This window comes from Caballeronia calidae, from assembly GCF_900044055.2.
Classification (GTDB): domain Bacteria; phylum Pseudomonadota; class Gammaproteobacteria; order Burkholderiales; family Burkholderiaceae; genus Caballeronia; species Caballeronia calidae.
This window is the reverse complement of record NZ_FCOX02000001.1, coordinates 200,680-226,386: the sequence shown is the minus strand read 5'-3', so window position 1 is coordinate 226,386 and position 25,707 is coordinate 200,680. Positions and strand designations below refer to the sequence as shown.

General features: G+C 63.7%; 24 protein-coding genes and 1 tRNA gene. 17 read left to right on the top strand and 8 right to left on the bottom strand.

The genetic code is table 11. The features are described from left to right. Position 1 precedes the first annotated feature (1 nt). Positions 2-925: a phosphorothioated DNA-binding restriction endonuclease gene (locus AWB78_RS01085; RefSeq protein WP_062601498.1), complete on the top strand. Its 924-nt coding sequence runs from the start codon at positions 2-4 to the stop codon at positions 923-925. 2 nt (positions 926-927) lie between these two features. On the opposite strand, the gene AWB78_RS01080 is transcribed toward AWB78_RS01085, so the two are convergent. Then, positions 928-1,788, bottom strand: coding sequence for an AraC family transcriptional regulator (locus AWB78_RS01080; RefSeq protein WP_062601497.1), 861 nt, complete (start codon positions 1,786-1,788; stop codon positions 928-930). A gap of 151 nt (positions 1,789-1,939) precedes the next feature. Between AWB78_RS01080 and AWB78_RS01075 the strand changes: the two genes are divergently transcribed. After that, entirely contained in the window at positions 1,940-2,134 is a 195-nt protein-coding gene (locus AWB78_RS01075; RefSeq protein ID WP_062601496.1) for a hypothetical protein, read from the top strand. Between the two features lie 4 nt (positions 2,135-2,138). Then, positions 2,139-3,521 (top strand): ATP-dependent RNA helicase DbpA, encoded by a 1,383-nt coding sequence (gene dbpA, locus AWB78_RS01070; protein ID WP_062601495.1) that lies wholly within the window; start codon positions 2,139-2,141, stop codon positions 3,519-3,521. Positions 3,522-3,524: 3 nt separating this feature from the next. Here the strand turns inward: dbpA and AWB78_RS01065 are convergent, their stop codons facing one another. Then, the gene (locus AWB78_RS01065; RefSeq protein ID WP_062601748.1) at positions 3,525-4,907 is read right to left on the bottom strand and encodes an MFS transporter; all 1,383 of its coding nucleotides are present in this window, start codon (positions 4,905-4,907) and stop codon (positions 3,525-3,527) included. A 194-nt stretch (positions 4,908-5,101) separates the two neighbouring features. On the opposite strand from AWB78_RS01065, the gene AWB78_RS01060 reads away from it, so the two are divergent. After that, on the top strand, positions 5,102-5,488 hold the full coding sequence (locus AWB78_RS01060) for a DUF488 domain-containing protein (RefSeq protein WP_062601494.1): 387 nt from the start codon (positions 5,102-5,104) through the stop codon (positions 5,486-5,488). 47 nt (positions 5,489-5,535) lie between these two features. Here the strand turns inward: AWB78_RS01060 and AWB78_RS01055 are convergent. Further along, positions 5,536-5,611 (bottom strand) — tRNA-Lys (locus AWB78_RS01055). Positions 5,612-5,789: 178 nt separating this feature from the next. On the opposite strand from AWB78_RS01055, the gene AWB78_RS01050 reads away from it, so the two are divergent. From AWB78_RS01050 to AWB78_RS01040, 3 genes are read left to right on the top strand one after another with little or no spacing between them, the layout of a single operon-like run. Then, the gene (locus AWB78_RS01050; protein ID WP_062601493.1) at positions 5,790-6,197 is read left to right on the top strand and encodes a PaaI family thioesterase; all 408 of its coding nucleotides are present in this window, start codon (positions 5,790-5,792) and stop codon (positions 6,195-6,197) included. Further along, on the top strand, positions 6,198-7,067 hold the full coding sequence (locus AWB78_RS01045; protein ID WP_062601492.1) for a patatin-like phospholipase family protein: 870 nt from the start codon (positions 6,198-6,200) through the stop codon (positions 7,065-7,067). A 10-nt stretch (positions 7,068-7,077) separates the two neighbouring features. After that, complete coding sequence (locus AWB78_RS01040; RefSeq protein WP_062601491.1) at positions 7,078-7,554, top strand: OsmC family protein; 477 nt, start codon at positions 7,078-7,080, stop codon at positions 7,552-7,554. Between the two features lie 12 nt (positions 7,555-7,566). On the opposite strand, the gene AWB78_RS01035 is transcribed toward AWB78_RS01040, so the two are convergent. Further along, on the bottom strand, positions 7,567-8,583 hold the full coding sequence (locus tag AWB78_RS01035) for a D-2-hydroxyacid dehydrogenase family protein (RefSeq protein ID WP_062601490.1): 1,017 nt from the start codon (positions 8,581-8,583) through the stop codon (positions 7,567-7,569). A 486-nt stretch (positions 8,584-9,069) separates the two neighbouring features. Here AWB78_RS01035 and AWB78_RS01030 point away from each other — a divergent pair, with 486 nt between their 5' ends. Further along, entirely contained in the window at positions 9,070-10,938 is a 1,869-nt protein-coding gene (locus AWB78_RS01030; protein ID WP_062601746.1) for a phosphoenolpyruvate carboxykinase (GTP), read from the top strand. Between the two features lie 30 nt (positions 10,939-10,968). On the opposite strand, the gene AWB78_RS46220 is transcribed toward AWB78_RS01030, so the two are convergent. Continuing rightward, positions 10,969-11,121, bottom strand: coding sequence for a hypothetical protein (locus tag AWB78_RS46220; RefSeq protein WP_157697388.1), 153 nt, complete (start codon positions 11,119-11,121; stop codon positions 10,969-10,971). 140 nt (positions 11,122-11,261) lie between these two features. Here AWB78_RS46220 and gvmR point away from each other — a divergent pair, with 140 nt between their 5' ends. Further along, entirely contained in the window at positions 11,262-12,347 is a 1,086-nt protein-coding gene (gvmR, locus tag AWB78_RS01020) for a transcriptional regulator GvmR (protein WP_062601488.1), read from the top strand. A gap of 91 nt (positions 12,348-12,438) precedes the next feature. On the opposite strand, the gene AWB78_RS01015 is transcribed toward gvmR, so the two are convergent. The 3 genes from AWB78_RS01015 to dprA all read right to left on the bottom strand — a co-directional run bounded on the left by AWB78_RS01015 (position 12,439) and on the right by dprA (position 16,916). Next, on the bottom strand, positions 12,439-15,084 hold the full coding sequence (locus AWB78_RS01015; RefSeq protein ID WP_062601487.1) for a DNA topoisomerase III: 2,646 nt from the start codon (positions 15,082-15,084) through the stop codon (positions 12,439-12,441). Between the two features lie 171 nt (positions 15,085-15,255). After that, entirely contained in the window at positions 15,256-15,633 is a 378-nt protein-coding gene (locus tag AWB78_RS01010) for a thioredoxin family protein (RefSeq protein WP_062601486.1), read from the bottom strand. Positions 15,634-15,707: 74 nt separating this feature from the next. After that, entirely contained in the window at positions 15,708-16,916 is a 1,209-nt protein-coding gene (dprA, locus tag AWB78_RS01005) for a DNA-processing protein DprA (protein WP_062601485.1), read from the bottom strand. Positions 16,917-17,116: 200 nt separating this feature from the next. Between dprA and def the strand changes: the two genes are divergently transcribed. The 8 genes from def to esaR all read left to right on the top strand — a co-directional run bounded on the left by def (position 17,117) and on the right by esaR (position 25,633). Then, positions 17,117-17,620, top strand: a complete 504-nt coding sequence (gene def, locus AWB78_RS01000) for a peptide deformylase (protein WP_062601484.1) — start codon at positions 17,117-17,119, stop codon at positions 17,618-17,620. A 3-nt stretch (positions 17,621-17,623) separates the two neighbouring features. After that, on the top strand, positions 17,624-18,592 hold the full coding sequence (gene fmt / locus AWB78_RS00995) for a methionyl-tRNA formyltransferase (RefSeq protein WP_062601483.1): 969 nt from the start codon (positions 17,624-17,626) through the stop codon (positions 18,590-18,592). Between the two features lie 66 nt (positions 18,593-18,658). Further along, entirely contained in the window at positions 18,659-19,306 is a 648-nt protein-coding gene (locus tag AWB78_RS00990) for a LysE family translocator (protein ID WP_062601482.1), read from the top strand. A gap of 142 nt (positions 19,307-19,448) precedes the next feature. After that, entirely contained in the window at positions 19,449-20,303 is an 855-nt protein-coding gene (gene htpX, locus AWB78_RS00985; protein WP_062601481.1) for a zinc metalloprotease HtpX, read from the top strand. 152 nt (positions 20,304-20,455) lie between these two features. After that, positions 20,456-21,874: a 16S rRNA (cytosine(967)-C(5))-methyltransferase RsmB gene (rsmB, locus tag AWB78_RS00980; protein WP_062601744.1), complete on the top strand. Its 1,419-nt coding sequence runs from the start codon at positions 20,456-20,458 to the stop codon at positions 21,872-21,874. Further along, positions 21,871-22,467 (top strand): DUF4390 domain-containing protein, encoded by a 597-nt coding sequence (locus AWB78_RS00975; RefSeq protein ID WP_062601480.1) that lies wholly within the window; start codon positions 21,871-21,873, stop codon positions 22,465-22,467. Before rsmB ends, AWB78_RS00975 begins: the two co-directional genes overlap by 4 nt. Positions 22,468-22,489: 22 nt before the next feature. Further along, entirely contained in the window at positions 22,490-24,919 is a 2,430-nt protein-coding gene (locus tag AWB78_RS00970; RefSeq protein ID WP_062601479.1) for a sensor histidine kinase, read from the top strand. After that, a complete protein-coding gene (esaR, locus tag AWB78_RS00965) occupies positions 24,920-25,633 on the top strand; it encodes a response regulator transcription factor EsaR (RefSeq protein WP_062601478.1) in 714 nt (237 codons plus the stop codon). Positions 25,634-25,707 lie beyond the last annotated feature (74 nt).

Genomic DNA, 25,707 nt, shown 5'->3' with positions numbered 1-25,707 from the left:
TATGAACGCTTCCAACCTTACCGAAGTGCTTCAGCGCTTTGCCGATTTGAACATCTGGCGGCGCAACGGTGAACGCGCGCCTCATAAGCCGCTTCTCGTATTGCTGGCGCTCGGGTTGTACACGCAAGGCATCAAAGACGTGCCCTTCCTTCAGTACGAGGGCAAGTTGAGCGAACTCCTGCGGGAATTTGCCCCGCAACGCCGGACGCTTTACCCGGAGATGCCGTTCATTCGTTTGAAAAACGACGACGTATGGGAGGTCACGGTCGACGGAGCGTCCGATCCGATCGCACGGCGAAACGATCTGAAAAAGACCGAACTGCGGGAACTGAACGCAACGGGACATTTTTCGCGCGAAGTGCAGCAACTTTTCCAGCGCGACCCCAAAGCGATCAACGCGATCGCCCGCCTGCTGCTCGCGGCGCATTTTCCGGACAGCATTCACAGCGATGTTCTCGATGCAGTCGGGCTCGCGCTCGACGACGAGGCAGTATCCACGCTCGTCAATGACACGTCGGTTACGCGCAGGCGGCGCGACCCTGAGTTTCGGAGCGCCGTGCTCACCGCGTATCAGTATCGATGCGCGCTATGCGATCTGGATCTGCGCATCGGCAACATGACGATCGGCCTCGAAGCTGCGCATATCAAGTGGCATCAGGCGAGCGGCCCGGATGTCGTCGAGAACGGCATCGCGCTGTGCTGTCTGCATCACAAGCTCTTCGACATCGGCGCGTTCACGTTGGGCGACGATCGTCGCGTGCTCGTTTCGGAGCAAGCGCACGGAAGCCAGCGCTTCGACGAAATCTTGCTCAGACATCACGGCGGACAATTGAACGCGCCCGTGCGAAAGGAACATCATCCGGAACAGCGCTTCGTCGACTGGCATCGCGACCAGGTATTCAAAGGCGCCGCGCGGCCGATCTGACATCACACCGATTCCTTCAGCGGCAACCAGATTTCCGTCACCAGATCCGCCGGCGCGGTTTCTTTCGGATCGCTCACATAGACCTCGAACACGGGCGCCTCGCCCGTCTCGCGTCCGGACTTCGGCAACCATTCCCCATAAAGCCACTGATACGCGAAGCAAAGCTGCGCATACGGCCCGACATGCGTCAGCACGGCAAACTCCCCGCCCGCGACTTCGACACGTGACACCGGCGCCTCGAATTTCACCGCATCCGGCCCGAACAACTCACAACAGGCCATCGACCGCAGTTCATCTTCGGCCACAGCCGCCGGATCGTCGAAATAAATCCCGAGCGATCGCGCCCGCGGATCGACGAGCCCGCGCGTTGCGAGCCAATGAAACAGCATCTCGAACGCCCGCCCGATGTTCATATACGAGCCGCGATGCTCCATCGCGGCGACGGTAAATCCACGCTGAGTACGAATATCGACTTGATGCATCGCCGTATCTCCTGATCGAGTCTCATCCAAAGACATAAACATCGAAGCGCCGCCTGCGCTGCGAAACTGCCCCGGCGCCATCCGGTAACTGGCCTGAAACGCCCGCGAAAACGCCTGCACGCTGCTGTACCCGGCGCGCTCGGCAATCGAATCGATTGGCACCGAACCCTGCAAAAGCTCATTCGCCGCCCGATGCAAGCGCAGCCTTCGCACGGTCGCCGCCGCCGTCTCGCCATAGAACGCGTGATAAATCCGATGCCAGTGATACGGCGACAAACACGCCACCTCCGCGAGCCGATTGAGATCGAGTTCGTCGTCGAGATGATCGTGGATATGCGCGACCACGCGCGCGAGCCGCGCTTCGTAGAGCCTGCTACTCATCGTCTGTCTCCGGACAATCTCGATGCAAGCAAAGTAGCACGACCCGCTTTAGCATTTCTTGCTGACTTGCTCTGACCGCGCCGACACGAGACACGCGTACACTTTCGCCTTTGAGCGCACGAACGCGCCACGAAACCAGAGAATCACGAATATGTTCACCTGTCGAAATCAGTCCTGCGGCGCAGCGTGGGAGCTATCGGACGTCGTCATCAAAAACGAGGGCCAGGGCCTGCTGTTCCGCTGTCCGATGTGCGGCGCGCGCAACTACGTGACACGCCACCAGACAAAGGAAGGCGAAACCACGTACGAGCAGGTCACCGAAATCCCGCCCTACGGCAAGCGCTAACGCCATGACGACCGATACGAACTTCACCAGCCTGCCGCTCTCGCCGGCGATGCAGGCGAATCTGCAGCAACTCGGCTATCTGTCGATGACGCCGATCCAGGCCGCGAGCCTGCCGCCCGCGCTCGCGGGCCACGATCTCATCGCACAGGCGAAAACCGGCAGCGGCAAGACCGCGGCCTTCACGCTGCCATTGCTCTCCAAACTCGACGCTAGCCGATTCGCCGTGCAGGCGCTCGTGCTCTGCCCGACGCGCGAGCTCGCCGATCAGGTCACGCAGGAAATCCGCCGCCTCGCGCGTGCGGAAGAAAACGTGAAAGTGCTGACGCTATGCGGCGGCACGCCGATGCGCCCGCAGGTCGCGAGCCTGGAACATGGCGCGCACATCATCGTCGGGACGCCGGGGCGCATCATGGATCACCTTCAGCGCGAAACGCTCGCGCTCGACGCGGTCCGCACGCTCGTCCTCGATGAAGCCGACCGCATGCTCGACATGGGCTTCTTCGACGACATCGCGTCCGTAGCGCGCCAGTGTCCGAAGGAGCGTCAGACCTTGCTGTTCTCGGCGACGTATCCCGAAGGCATCGCGAAGCTCAGCCAGCAGTTCCTGCGCAATCCGCGCGAGATCAAGCTCACCGAGCAGCACAGCAACGCGAAGATCAAGCAGCGCTTCTATCAGGTCGAGGATGATGAGCGCCTGCACGCGGTCGGCTTGCTGCTCGATCACTATCGGCCGGTGAGCACCATCGCGTTCTGCAACACGAAGCAGCAATGCCGCGATTTGCTCGACGTGCTGCGCGCGCAGGGCTTCGAAGCGCTGACCTTGCACGGCGAACTGGAACAGCGCGAGCGCGATCAGGTGCTCGTGCAGTTCGCGAATCGCAGCTGCTCGGTGCTCGTCGCGACCGATGTCGCCGCGCGCGGTCTCGACATCGCGCAACTCGAAGCGGTGATCAATGTCGATGTGACGCCGGACCCCGAAGTGCACGTCCATCGAATCGGACGGACGGGACGCGCGGGCGAGGAGGGCTGGGCGCTGTCGCTCGCGAGCATGGACGAGATGGGGCGCGTCGGCGCGATCGAGGAATTGCTGCGCGCGGAAGTGGAATGGCATCCGCTGGCCGAGCTGACATCGGCGGAACCGGGCCACCTGAAGCCGCCGATGGCGACGCTGCAAATCCTCGGCGGCCGCAAGGACAAGATCCGTCCCGGCGACGTGCTCGGCGCGCTCACCGGCGAAGCGGGCTACGACGGCAAGCAGATCGGCAAGATCAACGTGATGGACCTGGTCACGTACGTGGCCGTCGAACGAAATATCGCCGACGACGCCGTGCGCAGACTGGGCGCGGGCAAGCTGAAAGGCCGCAAAGTCAAAGTGCGGCGCATGTGAGCGTCAGGCTTTCCGCGATGGCTCGCCCGCGATTGCATCGGGCGCGGCCTTCGACGGACTGCGCTTCACGAGCCGCAAGCCGCTCGCGATGCTGCCCGCGCCCGCGAACGCCGCGCCGATCGACAACGCGAGCGTCGGCCCATGCTTTCCGGCGATGCTGAAGCACAGCGCGACGAGCGCCGCGCCCGTCGCCTGCCCGATCAGGCGCGACGTCGCAATCGTGCCGCTCGCGCCGCCGCTGCGCTCGCGCGGCGCGCTCGACATGAACGCCTTCAGATTCGGCGACTGAAAGAAGCCGAAGCCCGCGCCGCAGATCGCCATGCGGATGCAGATTTCCAGCACATGCGGCTCTTCGGGCAGCATCGCGAGCGAGACCATCCCGACGCACAGAATCGCCAGCCCGACGCCGCCGAGCAGGCCGGGCGCATGGCGATCGGACATTCGTCCCGCGATCGGCGCCATCAACGCGACCAGCGCGGACCACGGCGTCATCAGAAATCCTGTTTCGACCTGACTGCGGCCCAGCACGCTCTCGAAGAAAAACGGCAGCGACACGAACGCGAGCCCTTGCGCGGCGAACGAGCAGACGGCGGTCATCGTCGAAAGCGCGAACATCGGGCGGCGAAAGAGATCGACGGGCAGCATCGGCGCGGGATGGCCGCGTTCACGTCGCAGCAGCAGACAACCCGCGATCAGCGCGACGCCGAACGACGCGAGCACGATGTGCGTCGCGGCGCGCTGGGCCGCTTCGCCGAGCGCGAAGATCAGCGCAGCGAACGTGACGACGTTGAGCAGCGCGGCGATGCGGTCGAAGCCATGCTCGGCGCGCTTCGTCTGCGGCAACGATCGCCACGCGATCATCAACGCGAACACGCCGACGGGCAGATTGACCGCGAAAAGCCACGGCCACGTGCCGAGCGAGAGGACGATCGACGCGACCGTCGGCCCGACCGCGAACGCGATGCCGACGACGAGCGCGTTCAGCCCGACGCCGCGCCCCAGTCGATGCGGCGGAAAGATCGCGCTGATGAGCGCCGCGTTGACGCTCATGATCGCGCTCGCGCCGAGGCCCTGCAGCAGACGCGCGGCGACGAGCGTCGGCAGCGACCACGAGAACGCGCACACCGCGGACGCGATCAGGAACACGACGAGCCCGCCGAGATACACGCGCCGATGCCCGAGGATGCCGCCGAGCGCCGCGAAGGGCAGCAGCGTCGCGACCATGGCGAGCTGATACGCGTTGATGATCCAGACCGACGCGGCGGGCGTCGTGTGCAAATCGGCGGCGATGGCCGGCAGTGCGGTATTGGCGATGGCGGTATCGAGCGTCGCGAGCGAGACCGACAGCAGGATCGCGGCCATGCCGCGGCGCTCGAGCGGGGTCATCGGTGCGTCGGGATCGCGGGGCGTCGTTTTGCGGTGTTCTTCGGTGGGCACGGCGGGATTTCGGATGTAAGCGGAGGGAGAATAATCCGAGACAATACGGGAAGACGCGAGATTTCGCTGAGCGAGGTCGCGGGAGCTTTCAAAGCGATGTCAGCGGGTATGCTGTGCGGACGAGCCTTAGAGGAGACCGATGGATGACGATTCGAATCGTGAGACTGGGAACGCCGCGCGCGAGGGATGAGGGGCTGCGTATCGGGACGGTGCGGCGACCGCCGCGCGGCGTGCCGAAGTCCGAATTCGCGGCGCGCGATTTTTATGACGTGTGGTATCCGGTGCTTTCGCCGACGCAGGAGCTGGTGACCGAAGCGCTTCACGCCGAAAGCGATAAGGAATGGGGCGCGTTCGTGAAGAAGTTCAAGGCGGAGATGGCTGAATCGGATGCGAGCAAGACGCTGGATTTACTGGCGGCGTTGTCGCATCAGACGAACTTTTCGGTCGGGTGCTATTGCGAGGATGAGGCGCGATGTCATCGGTCGGTGCTGCGGGAGTTGCTAAAAGCGCGTGATGCCGATGTGACCTGAGGCGAAAACGAAAAAGGGCTGCGCGATGCGCAGCCCTTCGAATCTGGTGGTGGGGCGTGAGTGACTCGAACACTCGACCTACGGATTAAGAGTCCGCTGCTCTACCAACTGAGCTAACGCCCCAACAGAAGAGAAATTATAGCGGGTGCTTTTGCAGAAGCGCAAGCCCCCGCGCAGAAAATTCTTAGACTTTTTACGAAGCCTTCAACCGGCCGCATCTCCGGCCGCCCGACAGCCCGGTATCATGGCGCATCCTTCGCGACCGCGACGCCCCGACGCAAGAACATTCCCCGAAAGCACCATGGACGAAACCGCCATCCGCGCCTTGCTCGACAGCATCCTCGCCCCGTGGGTCAAGGAGCTGCGCCTCGCACCCGAATCCATCGCCGAAAACGCCGTCACGCTACGCCTGCCGTATTCCGATCATCTGCGCCACGCGGGCGGCGTCATCTGCGGGCAAGTCTTCATGGCGGCGGCGGACACCGCGATGGTCGTCGCGATTTCCCACGTCCTCGGCGGCTTCCAGCCGATGACCACCGTTTCGCTGAACACGACCTTCATGCGTCCCGTAAAGGCAGGCGACGTGCTGATCACGGCGCAGATCCAGCGTCGCGGCCGCAACCTCGTCTTCGGCGAAATCGACATGCACGACGACCAGGGCGAGCTCGCCGCCCACGCGACCACAACCTACGCGCTCATCAATAAATAAATGTTCGACCAGGTCGTATTCGCCGGCGGCGGGAACCGCTGCTGGTGGCAAGCCGGTTTCTGGGACGTCGTCCAGCCGGAACTGAATCTCCGGCCGCGCATCATCGCGGGCATATCGGCGGGCGCCGCGACGGCCTGCATGCTCTACACGAACGAATCGCGCCGGGTCATGGATTACTACGCCCACGTCCTGCGCGACAACACCCGCAACGCCTACTGGGGCAACCTGCTGCGCGGCCAGTCGGTGTTTCCGCACTACCGCATCTATCGTCAGGCGCTGCTCGACATCTTCGCGGAGCGCTTCCAGGAACTCGCGAAAGCGCCTGAAATCCGCATCGGCGTGTCGCATCTGCCGCGCTGGCTCGGCGCGCGCAGCGCGGTCGCGGCGGGGCTCATCGCGTATAACATCGAAAAGTACGTGCGCAAGACGTTGCACCCGACGCTCGGCCAGGCGCTCGGCTTTCATCCGGAATTCGTGAAGGCGCAGGAATGCGCGACGATCGAAGATCTCGCCGATCTGATCCTGCAATCGTCGAGCACGCCGCCTTTCACGCCGATCCTGCGACGCAACGGCCGCCCGGTCCTCGATGGCGGCATGGTCGACAACGTGCCCGTCTCCGCGCTCGATGCATCGCCCGGCCTCGTCCTCGTGATGGTCACGCGTCTCTATCCACGCGAGCGCATGTTCGTCGTGCCGCACGCGGAGCAGCAGCGCATTTACATTCAGCCATCGCGCAAGGTGCCGATTTCGAGCTGGGACTATACGAGCCCCGCGCAAATGCAACATGCTTACGACCTGGGCCGCGCGGACGGCGAGGATTTTCTGATGAAGCTGCCGCGCCTGATGGAGACCGCAGCGCATCTCGCTTGAGGAGCAGACCGTGGCAAAGAAGCACACGTATCAATTGACCATCGACTGGACCGGCAATCTCGGCTCCGGCACCTCCGCCTACGATGCCTATTCGCGCGATCATCTCGTGCGCGTCGGCACGAAGGCGGCGATCGAGGCCTCGAGCGACCCGGCTTTCCGCGGCGATCCCACGCGTCACAATCCTGAAGAACTGTTCGTGGCGTCGCTGTCGTCGTGCCACATGCTCTGGTATCTGCATCTGTGCGCGACGAACAAGATCGTCGTGACAGGCTATGTCGATGAAGCCATCGGCACGATGCAGGAAGAGTCGAAAGGAGACGGGCGCTTCGTCGATGTGCTGCTGCGCCCGCGCGTGACGATCGGTGCCGGCGGCGACGCCGGTCTCGCGACGCGCCTTCACGAAGAGGCGCACCGCTTCTGCTTCATCGCGAACTCGGTGAATTTTCCGGTGCGTTGCGAGCCGTCGATCGACATATCGACGCTCTGACGCCGGAAAAACTCAACGGCGGCGCGCGTGCTGGAGCGCTTCCTCGTTGAAGACGCTCGACGTATCGCCAGCATCGAACGCGAGGATGTTCCTGAACGCCGCGCCGAAATACAGCTCGTAGCTCTCGCGCTCCACATAGCCGATGTGCGGCGTGCAGATCACGTTCTCCAGACGCAGCAGACCGTAGCCCTGCAGGATCGGCTCGCTCTCGAAGACATCGACCGCGACCATGCCAGGCCGGTTGTGATGCAGCGAATTGAGCAGCGCATTCTCCTCCAGCAACTCCGCGCGGCTCGTGTTGACGAAGAGCGCGGTCGGCTTCATGCGCATCAGATCGTCCTGCTTGACGATGCCCGCCGTCTCATCGGTCAGGCGCAGATGCAGCGTGAGCACATCGCTCTGCTCGAAAAGCGCCTCGCGGCTTTCGGCGACGGCGAAACCATCCTCGCGCGCCGCGCTCTGCGAATGCTCGCGTCCGTAGACGAGCACGTTCATGCCGAACGCCTTGCCGTAGCCCGCGACCAGCTTGCCGATCTTGCCGTATCCCCAGATGCCGAGCGTCTGACCGCGCAGCACTTGCCCGAGACCGAAGTTCGGTGGCAGCGCGGACGTCTTCAGCCCCGACTGCTGCCACGCGCCTTGCTTCAGATTCGCGACGTACTGCGGAATGCGCCGCTGCGCCGACATGATGAGCGCCCACGTCAGTTCGGCCGGCGCGACAGGCGAGCCCGTGCCCTCGAGCACCGCGATGCCGCGCTCCGTGCACGCGTCGATATCGATGTGACCGCCGCCCGCGCGTCCCGTCTGGCTGATCATGCGCAGCTTGGGGCATTTGTCGAGCAATTGCGAACTGATGCGGGTGCGCTCGCGGATCAGCACGAGCGCGTCGACTTCCGACAGTCTGCTGGCCAACTGTCCGAGACCACGCACCGTGTTATTGAAGACCTTCACCTCATGCTCATCGAGCAAATGGAAACAATCGAGCTTCCGGACGGCGTCCTGGTAGTCGTCGAGAATGGCGATTTTCATGGGCATTGATTGGCTTTTGTTAGGCATCAAACGTGCTGCTTTTTGAGCGGGCGCGAGAATAGAGCATTTAACTTCGGGTAAATACCGATAAATTGCGCTCTTTTCCGAGTTATTGCGCTGCATCACATGGTTCGGGCGATGCGGTGTTATGCTTGACTCCCCATTTTTCGGGAGCCTCGTGTGTCCGCGCCAGAATAAAGAAATTCTGCGCAACTGGCGGAAAACACGGTAATCCGCAAGGAGACAGGCCACTTAGTATCTCTTTTTAACAGTTTGTTCCTTTGCGACGCAAGCCGCGAAAGGTACGGTTTGCTGTGTAGAGAATTCATGTCCGTGACGCCGCATTGGCTCGCGAACCGCTTTTCGTGCGATGAAAGAGCGCATCGCGACTGCACGAAAGCGCCCGGCGGTTCGAGTCGCAACGCCTCTCGCATGCAGCGTCGATGGGCGAAAGGTTTTTCATTGCAGAAGAACGGAGACAGCTCGATGAACCAGCCCGCAGTAGTCGAAGACAATAAAAGCGCCATCGACATCGAAGCGCCGGCTTATGTCCGGCACCGAAGACTCATCGAATGGGTGCAGCGTGTCGCGGCTCTGACCAAGCCGGACCGCATCGAATGGTGCGACGGTTCGCAGGAAGAATACGACCGGCTTTGCGCGCAGATGGTCGAAGCCGGCACGATGAAGAAGCTCAACCCCGAGAAGCGCCCGAATTCCTTCCTCGCCTGCTCGGACCCCTCGGATGTGGCGCGCGTCGAAGACCGCACGTTCATCTGCTCGGAGCGCCGCGAAGACGCCGGCCCCACGAATAACTGGATCGATCCGCAGGAAATGCGCGTCACGCTCGACGGCCTGTTCGACGGCGCGATGCGCGGCCGCACGATGTACGTCGTGCCGTTTTCGATGGGCCCGCTCGGCTCGCCTATCGCGCATATCGGCGTGGAGCTGTCGGATAGCCCGTATGTCGTGACGAACATGCGCATCATGACGCGCATGGGCCGCGCCGTGTACGACGTGCTCGGCGAAAACGGCGCGTTCGTGCCGTGCGTGCATTCGGTGGGCGCGCCGCTCGCCGATGGCCGCAAGGACGTCGCATGGCCGTGCAACGACACGAAGTACATCGTTCATTTCCCCGAATCGCGCGAGATCTGGAGCTTCGGCTCGGGCTACGGCGGCAACGCGCTCCTGGGCAAGAAGTGCTTCGCGCTGCGCATCGCGTCGACGATGGGCCGCGATGAAGGCTGGCTCGCCGAGCACATGCTGATTCTCGGCGTGACGTCGCCGCAGGGCCGCAAATATCACGTCGCCGCGGCGTTCCCGTCGGCGTGCGGCAAGACCAACTTCGCGATGCTGATTCCGCCGAGCGATCTCAACGGCTGGAAAGTGACGACCATCGGCGACGACATCGCGTGGATCAAGCCGGGCCGCGACGGCCGCCTGTACGCGATCAACCCGGAAGCGGGCTATTTCGGCGTCGCGCCGGGCACGAGCGAAAAGACCAACTTCAATGCGATGGCCACGTTGAAGGAAAACGTGATCTTCACGAACGTCGCGCTGACCGACGATGGCGACGTCTGGTGGGAAGGCATGACCGACACGCCGCCCGCGCATCTGATCGACTGGCAAGGCCGCGACTGGACGCCTGCGATCGCGAAGGAAACCGGCGCGAAGGCAGCGCATCCGAACGCGCGCTTTACGGCGCCGGCGTCGCAATGCCCGTCCATCGATCCGGACTGGGAGAACCCGGCGGGCGTGCCGATCGACGCGTTCATCTTCGGCGGACGCCGCTCGAACACCGTGCCGCTCGTGACCGAAGCGCGGAACTGGAAGGAAGGCGTCTACATGGCCGCGACCATGGGGTCGGAAACCACCGCCGCCGCCGCGGGCCAGCAAGGTGTCGTGCGCCGCGATCCGTTCGCGATGCTGCCGTTCTGCGGCTACAACATGGCCGACTATTTCGGTCACTGGCTGAAGGTGGGCGAGCGTCTCGAATCCTCGAACGCAAAGGCGCCGAAATTCTTCTGCGTCAACTGGTTCCGCAAGGGCGACGACGGCAAGTTCGTCTGGCCGGGCTTCGGCGAGAACATGCGCGTGCTGAACTGGATGATCGGCCGCGTCGAAGGCACGGCGAAGGGCGAAGAGCACGCGTTCGGCATTTCGCCGCGCTACGAAGATATCGACTGGGGCGCGCTCGGCTTCACGCGCGAGCAGTTCGAACAGGTCATCTCGGTGAACGACACGGCCTGGCGCGATGAACTGACGCTACACGACGAACTCTTCACCAAGCTGAAGCACGGCCTGCCGGAAGCCCTGCCCGAGGCGAAAGCGGGCATGGAGAAGCGTCTCGCAGCGTGATGCCGCGCCGGATTGATGACGAAAACTGAATCAATCCCCAAAAAAAACGGGCCCGCGCAAGCGGGCCCGTTTTTTCTTGCCTACACCGTCAAAATCAATGACGCCAGTGCGTTTCGGAGTTTCGTCCATCAGCGTGAACTGCGTCGTGTGTTGTGCAAAACGCAACAATCGGTGATCTTTCATCGGCGTAAGCGGTCTTGGCGCCAGATTTTTTTCGACTTTTTCGTGCCTACCGGCAACTTCTGCACGATTGCCCCGGTCCTAGGATAATCCTGAATTGCTTTGCAGCAGAATTCAAGCCATCTAGCGGCAGGAGTTGTCTTATGGATCATTTGCAGTCGATGAGAGTGTTCGTCCGTGTCGCCGATCTCGGGAGTTTCGCCCGGGCCGCGAGCGCGATGGACATCTCCAATGCGGTGGCGACGCGCCACGTCGCGGACCTTGAGGGCCGCCTCGGCACGCGCTTGCTCAACCGCACGACGCGCAGCCTTTCGCTCACGGAGTCCGGTCAGGTTTATCTGGAGCGGGCCCGGCAAATTCTCGACGAGCTGGAAGACGTCGAACAAATGGTGGTGGCGCGCAATCACGAACCGCTGGGTTCGCTCAGAATCGTCGCGCCCGTGGTGTTCGGGCTGCACAATCTCGCGCCGGTCCTGCAGACCTACGCGCAACGCTATCCGAAGGTCGTCCCCGACGTGACGCTGGTCGACCGTCAGGTGGATCTCGTCGAGGAAGGTTTCGATGTCGGCATTGTCATCGCGCGTCAGGTGAAGAGCGCGAGCGTCGTCACGCGCCGCCTGACGACGGGGTGCATGACCGTCTGCGCGACGCCCGCGTATCTGGAAAAGCACGGCACGCCGACGCGTCCCGAGCATCTGCTCGAGCATCCGTGCCTGAGCCTGCCGTCCGAGTACTGGGGTGACGAGCGCGTGTTCACCGGCCCGGAGGGCGAGGTGCGCGTACGGCCGCAGAACGTGATCATCGCGAACAATACGGAAATGCTGCGGCAGTTCGCGCTGCTCGGCATGGGCATCGCGATTCTGCCGAGCTATCTGATCGGCAACGACACGACGCGCGGCCAGCTCGTGCGCCTGCTCGGCGATTATCAGTTGCCGCAGGTCGAGATCAACGTCGCATATCCGAGCCGCCGACATTTGCCGGCGAAGGTGCGCACGTTCATCGATCACCTCGTCGAGCATTTCAGCCAGACGCCGAATCATCAGGTGAGCGAGCAGTGGATCCGCGATGGCCGCGGCAGGCCCGCACCGGCTACGCATGCCCACTACGAGCACGCCGATGAAGACGCGGCGCCCGCGCCGCGCTCGCGTCCCATCGACGGCGAACTGGCGCCGAAGCTGTCGAAACCGTCGCGAACGCGAGGGCGCATGCCGGTCGCATCGCCGTTTTGAAAGGCTCGCGCGAAGCGCACATGAGCAAATGAAAAAGAAAACCCCCGCGAACTGCTTCGCGGGGGTTTTTCTTTACGGCCTGAAAAAAAGCTCAGCTCGACTTCTTCGCCGCGGTCTTCTTCACAGCAGCCTTTTTCGCCGGCGCCTTCTTCGCCGCGGTCCTGGCTGACGTCGTCTTGGCGGCTACGGCGACATCGCTATCGCCGGATTCATCGCCGCTGTCGGCTTGCGCCTCCGCTGCCGCGCCACGCTTGGCCGCCGTTTTCGCCGCCGGCTTGCCTTCCTTCTTCTCGAACTCGAAGCCGATCTTGCCGTCCGGTTGCTTCACGAGAAACGCCTTGAAGTTGCGTCCGGTGCGCGACGACTTGAAGTTCGTCAGCAGGTCGGTGCGGCCTTCGTTCAGCAGCTTTTCCATCTGCTCGCGCGCGATCTCCTGTTGGAGAATCACCTTGCCCGAACGGAAATCGCACGTTTTCGGGTTCGACACCGAGTTCTCGCAGACATAGCTCATGCCGTGCTCGAACACGCGCGACTGGCACTTCGGACACGCGCCGACCGGCGTCTGCTCGGAGAAATCGGGCGGTTCGCCGTCTTCGCCGCCGCTGTCCTGGCCGAAGTCGAATTCGAGCTTGTAGTTCTTGATCTCGTCGTCGAGGGCGAGCTTGAGAATCGCCGAGAACGGACGGCCCATCTTGCTGCGGAAACCCGACAGCGGCCCGATGGTCTTCTCGCGAAGCAATTCCTCCACTTCCGGAATCTCGAACTGGCGTCCGCCCGGAATCTTCGACATGGAGAACTCGCACTTCGTGCACGCGAAGCGGCGATAGTTTTCCTTCACCTGCGCGCCGCAATTCGGACACGGCGTTTCGAGCGTGGCGTAATCGCCGGGGATCGTGTCGGAGTCGTATTCCTTCGCGCGCTTGACGATGGTCTGCGTCATGCGTGCGATTTCCTGCATGAACGCATCCCGATGCAGGTTGCCGCGCTCCATCTGCGAAAGCTTGTGCTCCCATTGGCCGGTCAGCTCGGGCGCGGTGAGTTCCTCGACGCCCAGGCCGCGCAACAGCGTCATCAACTGGAATGCCTTCGCCGTCGGGATCAGCTCGCGGCCTTCGCGCACCATGTACTTTTCGCCGAGCAGACCTTCGATGATCGCCGCGCGCGTCGCCGGCGTGCCGAGGCCCTTCGCGGCCATCGCATCGCGCAGCTCTTCGTCTTCGACGAGCTTGCCCGCGCCTTCCATCGCCGAGAGCAGCGACGCTTCGTTGTAGCGCGCGGGCGGCTTGGTCACGAGACCGTGCGCCTCGACCTTTTCGACATCGACCTTTTCGTCCTTCTGCACCGGCACGAGATTGCCGTCCTCGCCGGCGGCCTCGCGGCCGTACACCTGCAGCCAGCCCGGCTCGACGAGCACCTTACCTTCGGTCTTGAAGTGATGCCCCGAGACTTCGGTGATGCGCGTCGTCACGAGATATTCCGCCGCCGGGAAGAACACCGACAGGAAGCGCTTCACGACGAGGTCGTACAGCTTCTGCTCCGGCTCGGACAGCGACTTCGGCGCCTGCAAGGTGGGGATGATGGCGAAGTGATCGCTGATCTTCGAGTTGTCGAAGATGCGCTTGTTCGGCTTCACCCAGCCCTTGTCGAGCACCTGTTTGGCGAACGGCAGATAGTTGTTGCTCTCCTTGAGCATGGTCATCGTGTCCTTGACCGTGTTCAAGTAGTCCTCGGGCAGCGCACGCGCATCGGTACGCGGGTAGGTCAGGACCTTGTGCTTTTCATAAAGCGCTTGCGCGAGGCCGAGCGTGTTCTTCGCCGAAAAGCCGAAGCGGCTGTTGGCTTCGCGCTGCAAGCTGGTCAGGTCGAACAGCAGCGGCGACATTTGCGTCGAAGGCTTCGATTCCTCGGTGACGGTGCCGGTCTTGCCGCGGCACGCCGCCACGATCGATTCCGCCGCCGCGAGGCTCCACAGGCGCGAATCGCGCTGCTCGGGATCGTTCTCGACGCGCTTGAACTTCGGATCGAACCAGCGGCCTTCGTACAGCCCCTTCGCGGCGATGAATTCAGCGCGCACTTCCCAATAGTCGCGCGGCACGAAGCGGCGGATTTTCTCCTCGCGTTCGACGACGATCGACAACGTTGGCGTCTGAACGCGACCGACGGTCGTCAGGAAGAAGCCGCCGCCCTTGCTGTTGAACGCGGTCATCGCACGCGTGCCGTTGATGCCGACGAGCCAGTCGGCTTCCGAACGGCAACGGGCGGCGTCGGCGAGCGGCTGCATGTCGGCGTCGCTGCGCAGGTTCGCGAAGCCTTCGCGGATGGCAGCGGGCGTCATCGATTGCAGCCACAGGCGCTGAACCGGCTGCTTCGCCTTCGCGTGCTGCGCGATCAGGCGGAAAATCAGCTCGCCCTCGCGCCCCGCGTCACATGCGTTGATGAGGCGGTCGATGTCCTTGCGCTTCATCAGCTTCGTCAGGACTTTCAGGCGCGATTCGCTCTTCGCGATCGGGTTCAGGTCGAAATGCGGCGGAATGACCGGCAGGTTGGCGAAGCTCCATTTGCCGCGCTTGACGTCGTACTCTTCCGGCGCCGCGATCTCCAGCAGGTGGCCGACCGCGGACGAGAGCACATAGTCGTCGCTCTCGTAGTACTCGTCATGCTTGGCGAAGCCGCCCAGCGCGCGCGCGATGTCGTTCGCGACGGAGGGCTTCTCAGCGATGATCAGGGCTTTGGACATGACTCAATATAGTTGGGAACTGGCAGCGGCCCGGTTTGGACTGCTTTAACGTCCGCTTTATAGCACAGGCTTTGCGCGGTGGGCGCCGAAGCGCAAATCCGGGCGTTTCGATACGTGGTTCGCGAAGCGCGCTTCGAACGCCGTGAAATGTGCCGTCCGCGCGCGCCGCGATCAGGCCGTAACAAGCGCCGGGCGCAGTTTCGGCGCACCGACCATGCCCGGCAGCGCGGTCAGATCCGTCAGCATCCGCTCGACGATGGACGCCTGCGGCAGCACCGTGCCGAAGAAGCGCGTGGTGACCGAATCCTCGATCAGGATGGTCGGAAAATTTTCCACGTCGAGGTCGTCGAAGCGGTCGGCGTGATTCTCGATATCGATCCACGCGAAGCAGATGTCGGGATGCGTGTCCGCGAGCCTGTCGAAGCCTTCGCGATATTCACGGCAAGTCCCGCACCATTCGGCGCACAGGCAGGCGACGAACAGCGTGCCGGGCACGGCAATGCGCTCCGCGATGCGATCGGCATCGGTATCGAGATTCAGCGCGGACATGACGGGTGCGGATTCCTTTTTTGTATCGACTGCGGGGACGGCTCATTTTTCCGCGAATGTAGCACGATGCGGCTTCAAGAGCGCTCCACCGCCGCGTAGCGGCCGCCCGGAAGCGCGGCCACATGCCCGGAAAGTTCGAGTTGCAGCAACGCACCCTGGAGCGCCGCGCCATCGAGATCGGTGCGCGCGGCGAGGATTTCAAGCGTCGCGGGCGCGTGGCCGAGCGCATCGAGCACGCGGCCGGCATCGCCGTTCATGGCGGAATCGGGCAATGTCGCCGATGCCCATGACGCGCTGACCGGGCGAGGCTTCGTGCGTTTCCGGCCTGCGGCCGATGCCGCGTTTCTGGCCGGAAAACCGAACTCTTCGAGAACTTCTTCCGGCGTCTCGACGAGCTTCGCCCCCTGCTTGATCAGCCGATGACAGCCCTGCGAAAGCGGCGCGTGAATCGAGCCGGGAATCGCGAAAATGTCGCGTCCCATGTCGTTCGCGAGGCGCGCGGTGATGAGCGAGCCGGATCTCATCGCCGCCTCGACGATCAGCACGCCGCTCGACAGGCCCGCGATCAGGCGGTTGCGCTGCGGGAAGTTGGCGGAGCGCGCGGGTGTGCCGAGCGGCCATTCGGAGAGCATCGCGCCGTCGCGGGCGATTTCATGCGCGAGCGTGTGATGCGCCGCCGGATACACCAGATCCGCACCCGTGCCGATCACCGATACCGTGCCGGCGGCACCCTCCAGCGCACCTCGATGCGCGGATGCGTCGATGCCGAGCGCGAGCCCCGAAACGACGACGACACCGGCATCCGACAGCACGCGTGCAAAGCGCCGCGCATCCTCCAGCCCTTGCGGCGTGGCGTGCCGGCTCCCGACGATCGCGACCGCGCGCATTTGCAGCAAGTCGAGCCGGCCTTTCGCGTAGAGCAGCGGCGGCGGGTCGGGCATGGTGAGCAGCGCTTGGGGATAGGCGGAATCGGCGAGGGTCAGCATGTGATTCCCCGGTTCCGAGGCCCACGTCAGAACCGCTTCAATATAGTCGTCGAACGGGACGCCTTCGATATCGGGCGGCGGCGCGAGCGCGGCCTCGGCGGCGCTCGCGTCGGCGGCAGCGGCGAGCGACGCAAAACTTTCCGACAACACTTCGAGCGGCCCGCCGAACGCGCCGAGCAGCGCACGCAGCGCGAGCGGCCGCAAGTCCTTTGCATGCGCGAGCCGCAGCCAGGCGCGCAGTTCTTCGGCATCGAGTGTGGAGGCAGCTTCCCCGGTCGGCAGTGCGGCGGTCGTCATGTTAAGATTTTTGATCCGGAACAGATAAAGAATCGTCGCCCGGCCTGGTCCAGAGGCCCGAAGCGACGCCCATTGGCCGCTTGCCGGCGGCGTCGAATCCACTGGATTCGTCCGCATATCTTCGGCATGCCGCCAATCACCCGCAACCTGGCCGAATGGCCGATTTACACGCGTCACGGCGCGCGTAGACAATCCGAATCATGGCTCTGCTCAAGATACTCAACTACCCGGACAAGCGGCTGAACAAGGTCGCGAAGCCCGTCGCCGTGGTCGACGACCGCATCCGCAAGCTCGTCGCCGACATGGCGGAAACGATGTACGCCGCGCCCGGCGTCGGCCTCGCCGCGACGCAGGTGGACGTGCACGAGCGCGTGATCGTGATCGACGTCTCCGACGAGCACAACGAACTGATGGTCTTCATCAACCCGGAACTCGTCTGGACGAGCGCAGAAAAGAAGGAATGGGAAGAGGGCTGCCTGTCGGTGCCGGGCATCTACGATTTCGTCGAGCGCCCGGACAAGGTGCGCGTGAAGGCGCTGAACGAAAAGGGCGAGACCTTCGAGCTCGATTGCGACGGCCTGCTCGCGGTGTGCATCCAGCACGAGATGGATCATCTGGCTGGGCACGTGTTCGTCGAATACCTGTCGCAGCTCAAGCAGACGCGTATTCGCGGCAAGATGAAGAAGCTGGAAAAGGCGCTGTAACCGATGACTCAGTCGCTGCGCGTGGTGTTCGCCGGGACGCCCGAATTCGCTGCCGCCGCGCTCGCGGCCATTCACGCGGCCGGTTTTTCCGTGCCGCTCGTTCTGACGCAGCCCGACCGGCCCGCCGGACGCGGCATGAAGCTGGCGGCGAGTCCGGTGAAGCGCTTCGCCGTCGAGCATGGCCTGCAAGTCGCGCAACCCACTTCGCTGCGTCGCGCGGGGAAGTATCCGCAGGAGGCGGCTGAAGCAATCGACCTGTTGAAGGCCACGCCGCACGACGTGATGGTCGTCGCGGCTTACGGTCTGATCCTGCCGCAGGAAGTGCTCGATATCCCGCCGCGCGGCGCGATCAACATTCACGCGTCGCTGTTGCCGCGCTGGCGAGGCGCGGCGCCGATCCATCGCGCGATCGAAGCGGGCGATGAAGAAACCGGCATCATGCTGATGCAGATGGACGCCGGCCTCGATACCGGCGCGATGATCCGCGAGGCGCGCACGCCGATTCTCGCCGACGACACCACCGCGACGCTGCATGACCGGCTCGCGCAAATGGGCGCCGAACTGATCGTCGCGGGACTGCGCGATCTGGAGCGGGATGGTGTGCTGCCGTCTACGCCGCAGCCGGAAGATGGCACCACCTACGCCGAGAAAATCGCGAAGAATGAAGCGGCGCTGGACTGGCGCCGTTCGGCAGAAGAACTCGCGCGCCAGATTCGCGCGTTCGATCCGTTCCCGGGTGCGTCGGGCACGCTCGATGGCTCCGCCATCAAGATCTGGGCGGCACAGCCCATCGCTGGCTCGGGCGAGCCGGGCGTGATCGCGGACGTATCGCCGGAAGGCATCGTCGTGATGTGCGGTCGCGGTGCGCTCAAGCTCACGATCCTGCAGAAACCGGGTGGCAAACGTCTGCCCGTGCGCGAATTCCTCGCGGGTGCGCCGCTCGCAAAAGGCCAGCATTTCGCGCTGCAGTAAGGGGCGCCAGACCGGGCGCGGCGCTAAAATAAATAGCTGTCAATACGCGCCTGTCTGGAGCTTCCGATGCTCGGCATTACCGGTTTCACCTTCTTCCTGATCGCCGTCTTTCTTCTCAACGTCACGCCCGGTCCCGATACGGCCTACATCGTCGGGCGCAGCGTCGCGCAGGGGCGCGGCGCGGGCATCGTGTCGGCGCTCGGCATTTCGGCGGGCTGCATCGTTCATACGCTCGCGTGCGCGTTCGGCCTGACGGCGATTCTCGCGGCATCGGCGACGGCGTTCACCGTCATCAAGATCGCCGGCGCGATTTATCTGATTTATCTCGGCGTGCGCCTCATTTTTGCGAAGCACGACGACGCCGACGCGACGCGTGAGCAGACGGCAGGCGAAAAAGCCGCGCCGAAATCGCTGAGCCAGCTCTTCGCGCAAGGTTTCGTCACGAACGTGCTCAACCCCAAAGTCGTGCTGTTTTTCGTGTCCTTTTTCCCGCAGTTCGTCGCCGCCGACAGCCAGCACAAGACGCTCGCGTTCCTCACGCTCGGCATCGTGTTCATCGCGATGAGCACGGTCTGGAACAGCTTCGTCGCGTGGATCGCGGGCAGCGTCACCGAGCGCTTCGCGGGCAAATCCGGCGTGAAGAAGTGGCTGGACCGCGGCGTCGGCAGTGCGTTCGTCGGCCTCGGCATCAAGCTCGCGACGACGCATCGATAAATCGCTTCAAATTGCTTCGGCGCGGATTGAATTATTGACGGATGCCCCTATCTAACATTTTGCTTACAATTGTCGTCCCGGCCATGTCGGCCGGGGCAACCGCGCACTTCGCGCAGCGTATCTAGGGAGAGGAGCTCCGGACATGTTCAACTGGGTCAAAACCGCGATGCTGATGGCTGCGATCACGGCCCTCTTTGTCGTGATCGGCGGAATGATCGGCGGATCGAAGGGCATGATGCTCGCGCTGATCATCGCGCTCGGCATGAATTTCTTTTCGTACTGGTTCTCGGACAAGATGGTTCTGCGCATGTACAACGCGCAGGAAGTCGACGAGACGACCGCGCCGCAGTTCTATCGCATGGTGCGCGAGCTCGCCACGCGCGCTCAATTGCCGATGCCGCGCGTCTACCTCATCAACGAGGACGCGCCGAACGCGTTCGCCACGGGCCGCAATCCCGAGCACGCGGCAGTCGCGGCGACCACGGGCATTCTGCGCGTGCTGTCCGAGCGCGAGATGCGCGGCGTGATGGCGCACGAACTGGCGCACGTCAAGCACCGCGACATCCTGATCTCGACGATCTCCGCGACGATGGCCGGCGCGATCTCCGCGCTCGCGAACTTCGCGATGTTCTTCGGCGGGCGCGACGACGAGGGCCGTCCGTCCAATCCGATCGCCAGCATTCTGGTGGCGATCCTCGCGCCGATCGCGGGCGCGATGATCCAGATGGCGATCTCCCGCGCGCGCGAGTTCGAAGCCGACCGCGGCGGCGCGGAGATTTCGGGCGATCCGCAGGCGCTCGCGAGCGCGCTCGAGAAGATCCACGCGTACGCGACCGGCGTGCCGTTCCCGACGGCGGAAGCGCATCCGGCAACCGCGCAGATGATGATCATGAATCCGCTTTCCGGTGGCGGCATCGCGAATCTGTTTTCGACGCACCCGGCGACGGAGGAGCGCGTCGCGCGTCTGATGGAGATGGCGCGCACGGGCCGCTTCTGACGCGTTTCATGTCGTAACGAAGGCCGTTCCGGTTCCGCCGGAACGGCCTTTTTCTCGTTCCGCCGCCGCCCGTCCGGGCGCGCAATGCCCGCACGTTACAATCCTCGTTCACGCAAGCCGTCCGCTTGCCGCTCGACCGTTCCCGTTTCGCCATGACCGACAAGCCTTCCCGGCGGCACGCCGCCGCGCATTCCCGTCTGAGCGCGCCGCATCTCGCGCCCGATTCGCTCGCGTTCGCGCTCGACTGCGCGGCGCAAGCCGTGGGCGCGGTGCGCGCGGGTTCGGCGCTGCCGGCCGCGTTGCAGACGGTCGTCGCGTCGGGAAAGCATGCGGCGGCGCGCGGCGCGGTGCAGGACATCGCGTATCGCGCGATGCGCCGTCTCGCGCTCGCCGATGCGCTGCTGCACAAGCTCGTGAAGAAGGCGCCGCCGCCGCATGTGGCGAACGTGCTGGTCTGCGCGTTCACGCTGTTGACCGATGACGAAGCGCACGCGGCCTACGCGCCGTTCACCGTCGTCGATCAGGCGGTGAGCGCGATTGCCGCGCGGCGCGAATTCGCGTTCGCGAAGGGGCTGGTGAACGCGGTGCTGCGCAACTTCCTGCGCGAGCGCGATGCCTTGATCGACGAAGCGCGCAAGAACGACGTCGCGCGATGGAACTATCCGCAATGGTGGATCGATGCCGTGAAGCGCGGCCAGCCCGACGCATGGCAGCGCATTCTCGATGAGGGCAACGCGCAGGGGCCGCTCACGTTGCGCGTGAACGCGCGCCACGCGAGCGTCGATGACTATCTCTCGCGTCTGCGCGACGCGCATATCGAAGCCGATGCCGCCGGCCTGCACGCGGTGCGCCTGAAAACGCCGATGCCCGTCGACCGCATCCCCGGCTTCGACGAAGGCGTCGTGTCGGTGCAGGATGCGGGCGCGCAGCTCGCCGCGCAACTGCTCGACGTGAAAGACGGCATGCGCGTGCTCGACGCGTGCGCCGCGCCGGGCGGCAAGACGGGCCATGTCCTCGAACTGGCGAACGTCGATCTGATCGCGCTCGAAAGCGATGCCGAGCGCGCGGGCCGCATTGGGCAGAATCTGTCGCGGCTCAAACTCGATGCGCAGATCGAGGTCGGCGACGCGGGCGATCCCGCGCAATGGTTCGACGGCGCGCCGTTCGATCGCATTCTCGCGGACGTGCCGTGTTCGGCGTCGGGCATCGTGCGGCGTCATCCGGATATCCGCTGGCTGCGGCGTGAATCGGATATCGGCGCGCTCGTCGAAGCGCAGCGGCGCATCCTGAGCGCGCTGTGGCCGCTCGTCGCAAAGGGCGGCGAGCTGCTTTACGTGACGTGTTCCATCTTTCCCGAGGAGGGCGAAGAGCAGGCTCGCTGGTTTGGAGCCGCGCATCAAGATGCGGTACGATTGGACGCGCCGGGGCAATTGTTGCCGACCGCGGCGCGTGAAAGCGCGGGCGCGGCGCAAGGTTCACCGGACGGTACAAATCTCGCGAACCCGGATGGGGACGCGGAGCCCTTCGCGGACCACGACGGATTCTTCTACGCGCGTTTTCAGAAACGGTGACGATCAAACGCTTTTTTCCGCTTCGGCTCGCGGCCGTCATCTGGACTGCGCTGACGCTCTGGCTGACGTTCGCCGCGGCCGAACCCGCGTTTGCTGAAACGATCGGCGTGCAACGCGCATCGCTTCAGGCCGACAACAACGGCTGGAGTCTCGACGCGCACTTCGACTTCGATCTCAACACCAGCCTCGAAGATGCCGTGAACCGCAGCGTGCCGCTCTATTTCACGATCGACTTCAATCTTTCGAGACCGCGCTGGTACTGGTTCGACGAAGAGCCGGTCAACGTGTCGCAGAGCATCCGTCTTTCCTATCAGCCGCTCACGAACGAATATCGGGTGTCGACGGGCGGCCTGCAATTGCGTTTCGCATCGCTCAATGAGGCGCTCGCGGTCATCAAGCATGTGACGTCGTGGCATGTCATCGATCGAAATCAGGTGCATGGCGGTGAAACCTATAACGCATCGGTGCGCATGCAGCTCGACATCGCATTGATGCCCAAGCCGTTCCAGATCGACGCAGTGAACAACCGCGACTGGAACCTTTCCTCGGACTGGAAGCGTTTTACTTTTACGGCGGCAGAACGTGCGAAATAGATTTCGACGCGGCCGCACGGACATGAAGAGTTTCGTCGTCCGGCTGCTGGTCTCCACGGTTGCGCTCACGGCGGTTCTGCTGCTCGTGATGCTCGCGCTCGCCAGCGCCAACACCGAGTTCTTCGACCGCTACTACGGCTGGCTCTATGCGGCGAACGTGGCGGTGGCGATCGTCTTCATGCTGATCGTCATCAGTCTCGTCGTCATCATCGTGTCGCGGGTGAGGCAGGGGCGCTTCGGCACGCGATTGCTGGCGAAGCTCGCGCTCATCTTCGCGCTCGTCGGCGTGGTGCCGGGCGCGATCATCTACGTCGTTTCGTATCAGTTCGTGTCGCGCAGCATCGAATCGTGGTTCGACGTGAACGTCGAGACCGCGCTCACATCGGGCCTGACGCTCGGGCGCGGCATGCTCGAAACCTCGCTCGCCGATTTCAAGAATCGCGGCCGCCAGATGAGCGATCAGCTCGCGAGCGCCGATCCGTCGAGTCTCACGCTGTCGCTTCTGCGTCTGCGCGATCAGTACGGCGTGCAGGATGCGGTCGTGTTCGAGCGTCAGCGCGATCAGTACAACCGCGAGGATCTCGCGTCGAACAACGGCTCGCAGCGTGTGGCGGGCTTGCGCACGGTCGCGCAGGCATCGGGCAATTACTACGCGCTGCTGCCGTCCAACGAGCCGACCAGCACGATGTTGAAGGAGGCGCAGGATCATCCGTACGGCGCGATCGAAGGCGAGATCGACGGCGATCCGAAATCGAACGGACCGAAGGGCGCGCTGCGGCTGCGCGTGGTCACGAAGATCCCCGATCCCACGACGACCACGGAATTCCAGCACGTCGACCGCTTCCTGCAGATCGAGCAGCCCGTGAGCCAGGAGCTTGCGCGCAACGCCGACGCCGTGCAGCGCGCGTATCGCGAGTATCAGGAGAAGCGGCTCGGGCGCTCGGGCTTGCGCAAGATGTATATCGGCACGCTGACGCTCGCGCTCTTCCTGGCGACCTTCATCGCGATGATGCTCGCGCTCGCGCTCGGCAACCAGCTCGCGCGGCCGCTGTTCCTCCTCGCGCAGGGCACGAAGGAGGTGGCCGAAGGCGACTACACGCCCAAACGCGAGATCAATTCGCGCGACGAACTCGGCTTCCTTACGCAGTCCTTCAATGCGATGACGCGCCAGCTATCCGAGGCGCGCGCCGCGGTCGAGAACAATCGCATCGCGCTGGAGCATTCGAAGGCGTATCTGGAAAGTATCCTCGCGAACCTCACGGCGGGCGTGTTCGTGTTCGATCGCCAGTTCCGTCTGACCACCGCGAATCGCGGCGCGGAACGCATCTTCCGCCAGCCCTTCGGCGCGCTGCTCAACCATCCGCTCGATCGCATCGACGTGCTGGCCGAGTTCGGCGCGATGGTGAAGAAAGCGTTCGCCGAGCGCGATGCAGCGGCGGTCGGCAGCGGGCATCCGGTTGGCGACCGCGGACATTGGCAGCAGCAGGTCGCGGTCACCGTACCGGGCGAGAACGATCCGCTGACGCTGCTCGTGCGCGGCACGCAGTTGCTGAGCGTGACCGAGAGCGAATCCGAAGATGCGGAGACGACCGGCTACGTCGTCGTGTTCGACGACATCTCCGACGTGATCTCCGCGCAGCGTTCCGTCGCGTGGGGCGAAGTCGCACGGCGTCTCGCGCACGAGATCAAGAATCCGCTCACGCCCATTCAGCTGTCCGCCGAGCGCCTGCAAATGAAGCTCGCGGACAAGCTCGCGCCGCCGGATGCGGACGTGCTCAAGCGTGCGTCGACGACCATCGTCAATCAGGTGCAGGCGATGAAGCAGATGGTCGATGACTTCCGCGAATACGCGCGCACACCGCCCGCGGTACTTGGCAATCTTCAACTCAACGATCTCGTCGCCGAAGTGCTGACGTTGTACGGCATCGAGGAAGGCAAGAGCCCGATCAAGGTCGATCTCGCGAAACTGCCGGTGATTCGGGGCGACGCGACGCAGATTCGCCAGGTGATCCACAACCTGCTGCAGAACGCGCAGGACGCAGTGGCGGAAGTCGCGGAGCCGCGCGTGCTGCTCGAAACGAGAACAGTAGAATATGGCGAGCCCGATGCATTGGGTCATGCGCGGGTCGCTGTTCGTCTGACAGTCTCGGATAATGGCTCGGGATTCCCGGCGCGCATACTGTCGCGTGCTTTCGAGCCTTACGTGACGACGAAAGCGAAAGGCACGGGCCTGGGACTTGCAACGGTGAAGAAGATCGTCGACGAGCACGGCGCGCGCATCGACATACGCAACCGCTCGAAGGCGGCCGATGTGATCGAAGGGGCGCAGATATCGATTCTGTTTCTACAACTCGCGGACGATACCGCGGCGCCTGAGGCGACGCCTCCGGGGGCCGGTGCGGCAGCGAATCAGGGAACGACAAAAGCAACAGTGCAGACAAGGGCAGCGTAAATGGCAACCATCCTGGTGGTAGACGATGAAATGGGGATCCGGGAACTGCTCTCCGAGATCCTGAGCGACGAAGGCCATGTCGTGGAGGTGGCGGAAAACGCGCAGGTCGCGCGCGACTACCGTCTGCAACAGACGCCCGATCTCGTATTGCTCGACATCTGGATGCCCGACACCGACGGCGTGACCCTGCTCAAGGAGTGGGCCGCGCAGGGCAAGCTCACGATGCCGGTGATCATGATGTCGGGTCACGCGACCATCGACACGGCTGTCGAAGCGACGAAGATCGGCGCGCTCAACTTCCTCGAAAAGCCGATCGCGCTGCAAAAGCTGCTGAAGGCCGTCGAGCAGGGGCTCGCGCACGGCACCGCGGCGGCGCCGGTGGCGGCAGCGGCTAAGCCGCCTGCGAGCGCGAGCGCATCGGGCGTGCCGGTGGCGGCCGCATTGCCGACGGCATCGGCGTTGCATACATCGAACGATGCGGCGGCAGGCGGCGCGACGCAGAGTCAGGCGGGACAGACCGCATCTATCTCGTTCGACATCCCATTGCGCGACGCACGCGATGCGTTCGAGCGCGCGTACTTCGAGTATCACCTCGCGCGCGAGAACGGCAGCATGACGCGCGTCGCGGAAAAGACGGGGCTCGAGCGCACGCATCTGTATCGCAAGCTCAAGCAGTTGGGCGTCGATCTCGGAAAGAACAAGAACGAGGTCTGAACGCCACTTCGAATTTTTTAGAAAAATGCGCAAAGGGGCTTGAGAGGCGCGATAGTCTCTGCTATAGTTTCACC

Coding starts and splice junctions, on each gene's coding strand:
- htpX (WP_062601481.1), top strand. CDS start 19,449: ATGTTCAACTGGGTCAAAACCGCGATGCTGATGGCTGCGATCACGGCC.
- AWB78_RS01010 (WP_062601486.1), bottom strand. CDS start 15,633: ATGTCCGCGCTGAATCTCGATACCGATGCCGATCGCATCGCGGAGCGC.
- AWB78_RS01015 (WP_062601487.1), bottom strand. CDS start 15,084: ATGTCCAAAGCCCTGATCATCGCTGAGAAGCCCTCCGTCGCGAACGAC.
- AWB78_RS01075 (WP_062601496.1), top strand. CDS start 1,940: ATGTTCACCTGTCGAAATCAGTCCTGCGGCGCAGCGTGGGAGCTATCG.
- def (WP_062601484.1), top strand. CDS start 17,117: ATGGCTCTGCTCAAGATACTCAACTACCCGGACAAGCGGCTGAACAAG.
- AWB78_RS00970 (WP_062601479.1), top strand. CDS start 22,490: ATGAAGAGTTTCGTCGTCCGGCTGCTGGTCTCCACGGTTGCGCTCACG.
- AWB78_RS01050 (WP_062601493.1), top strand. CDS start 5,790: ATGGACGAAACCGCCATCCGCGCCTTGCTCGACAGCATCCTCGCCCCG.
- AWB78_RS01080 (WP_062601497.1), bottom strand. CDS start 1,788: ATGAGTAGCAGGCTCTACGAAGCGCGGCTCGCGCGCGTGGTCGCGCAT.
- esaR (WP_062601478.1), top strand. CDS start 24,920: ATGGCAACCATCCTGGTGGTAGACGATGAAATGGGGATCCGGGAACTG.
- AWB78_RS01030 (WP_062601746.1), top strand. CDS start 9,070: ATGAACCAGCCCGCAGTAGTCGAAGACAATAAAAGCGCCATCGACATC.
- AWB78_RS01065 (WP_062601748.1), bottom strand. CDS start 4,907: ATGACCCCGCTCGAGCGCCGCGGCATGGCCGCGATCCTGCTGTCGGTC.
- fmt (WP_062601483.1), top strand. CDS start 17,624: ATGACTCAGTCGCTGCGCGTGGTGTTCGCCGGGACGCCCGAATTCGCT.
- AWB78_RS00990 (WP_062601482.1), top strand. CDS start 18,659: ATGCTCGGCATTACCGGTTTCACCTTCTTCCTGATCGCCGTCTTTCTT.
- AWB78_RS01045 (WP_062601492.1), top strand. CDS start 6,198: ATGTTCGACCAGGTCGTATTCGCCGGCGGCGGGAACCGCTGCTGGTGG.
- gvmR (WP_062601488.1), top strand. CDS start 11,262: ATGGATCATTTGCAGTCGATGAGAGTGTTCGTCCGTGTCGCCGATCTC.
- AWB78_RS01085 (WP_062601498.1), top strand. CDS start 2: ATGAACGCTTCCAACCTTACCGAAGTGCTTCAGCGCTTTGCCGATTTG.
- AWB78_RS46220 (WP_157697388.1), bottom strand. CDS start 11,121: ATGAAAGATCACCGATTGTTGCGTTTTGCACAACACACGACGCAGTTC.
- dbpA (WP_062601495.1), top strand. CDS start 2,139: ATGACGACCGATACGAACTTCACCAGCCTGCCGCTCTCGCCGGCGATG.
- dprA (WP_062601485.1), bottom strand. CDS start 16,916: ATGACGACCGCCGCACTGCCGACCGGGGAAGCTGCCTCCACACTCGAT.
- AWB78_RS01060 (WP_062601494.1), top strand. CDS start 5,102: ATGACGATTCGAATCGTGAGACTGGGAACGCCGCGCGCGAGGGATGAG.
- AWB78_RS01035 (WP_062601490.1), bottom strand. CDS start 8,583: ATGAAAATCGCCATTCTCGACGACTACCAGGACGCCGTCCGGAAGCTC.
- rsmB (WP_062601744.1), top strand. CDS start 20,456: ATGACCGACAAGCCTTCCCGGCGGCACGCCGCCGCGCATTCCCGTCTG.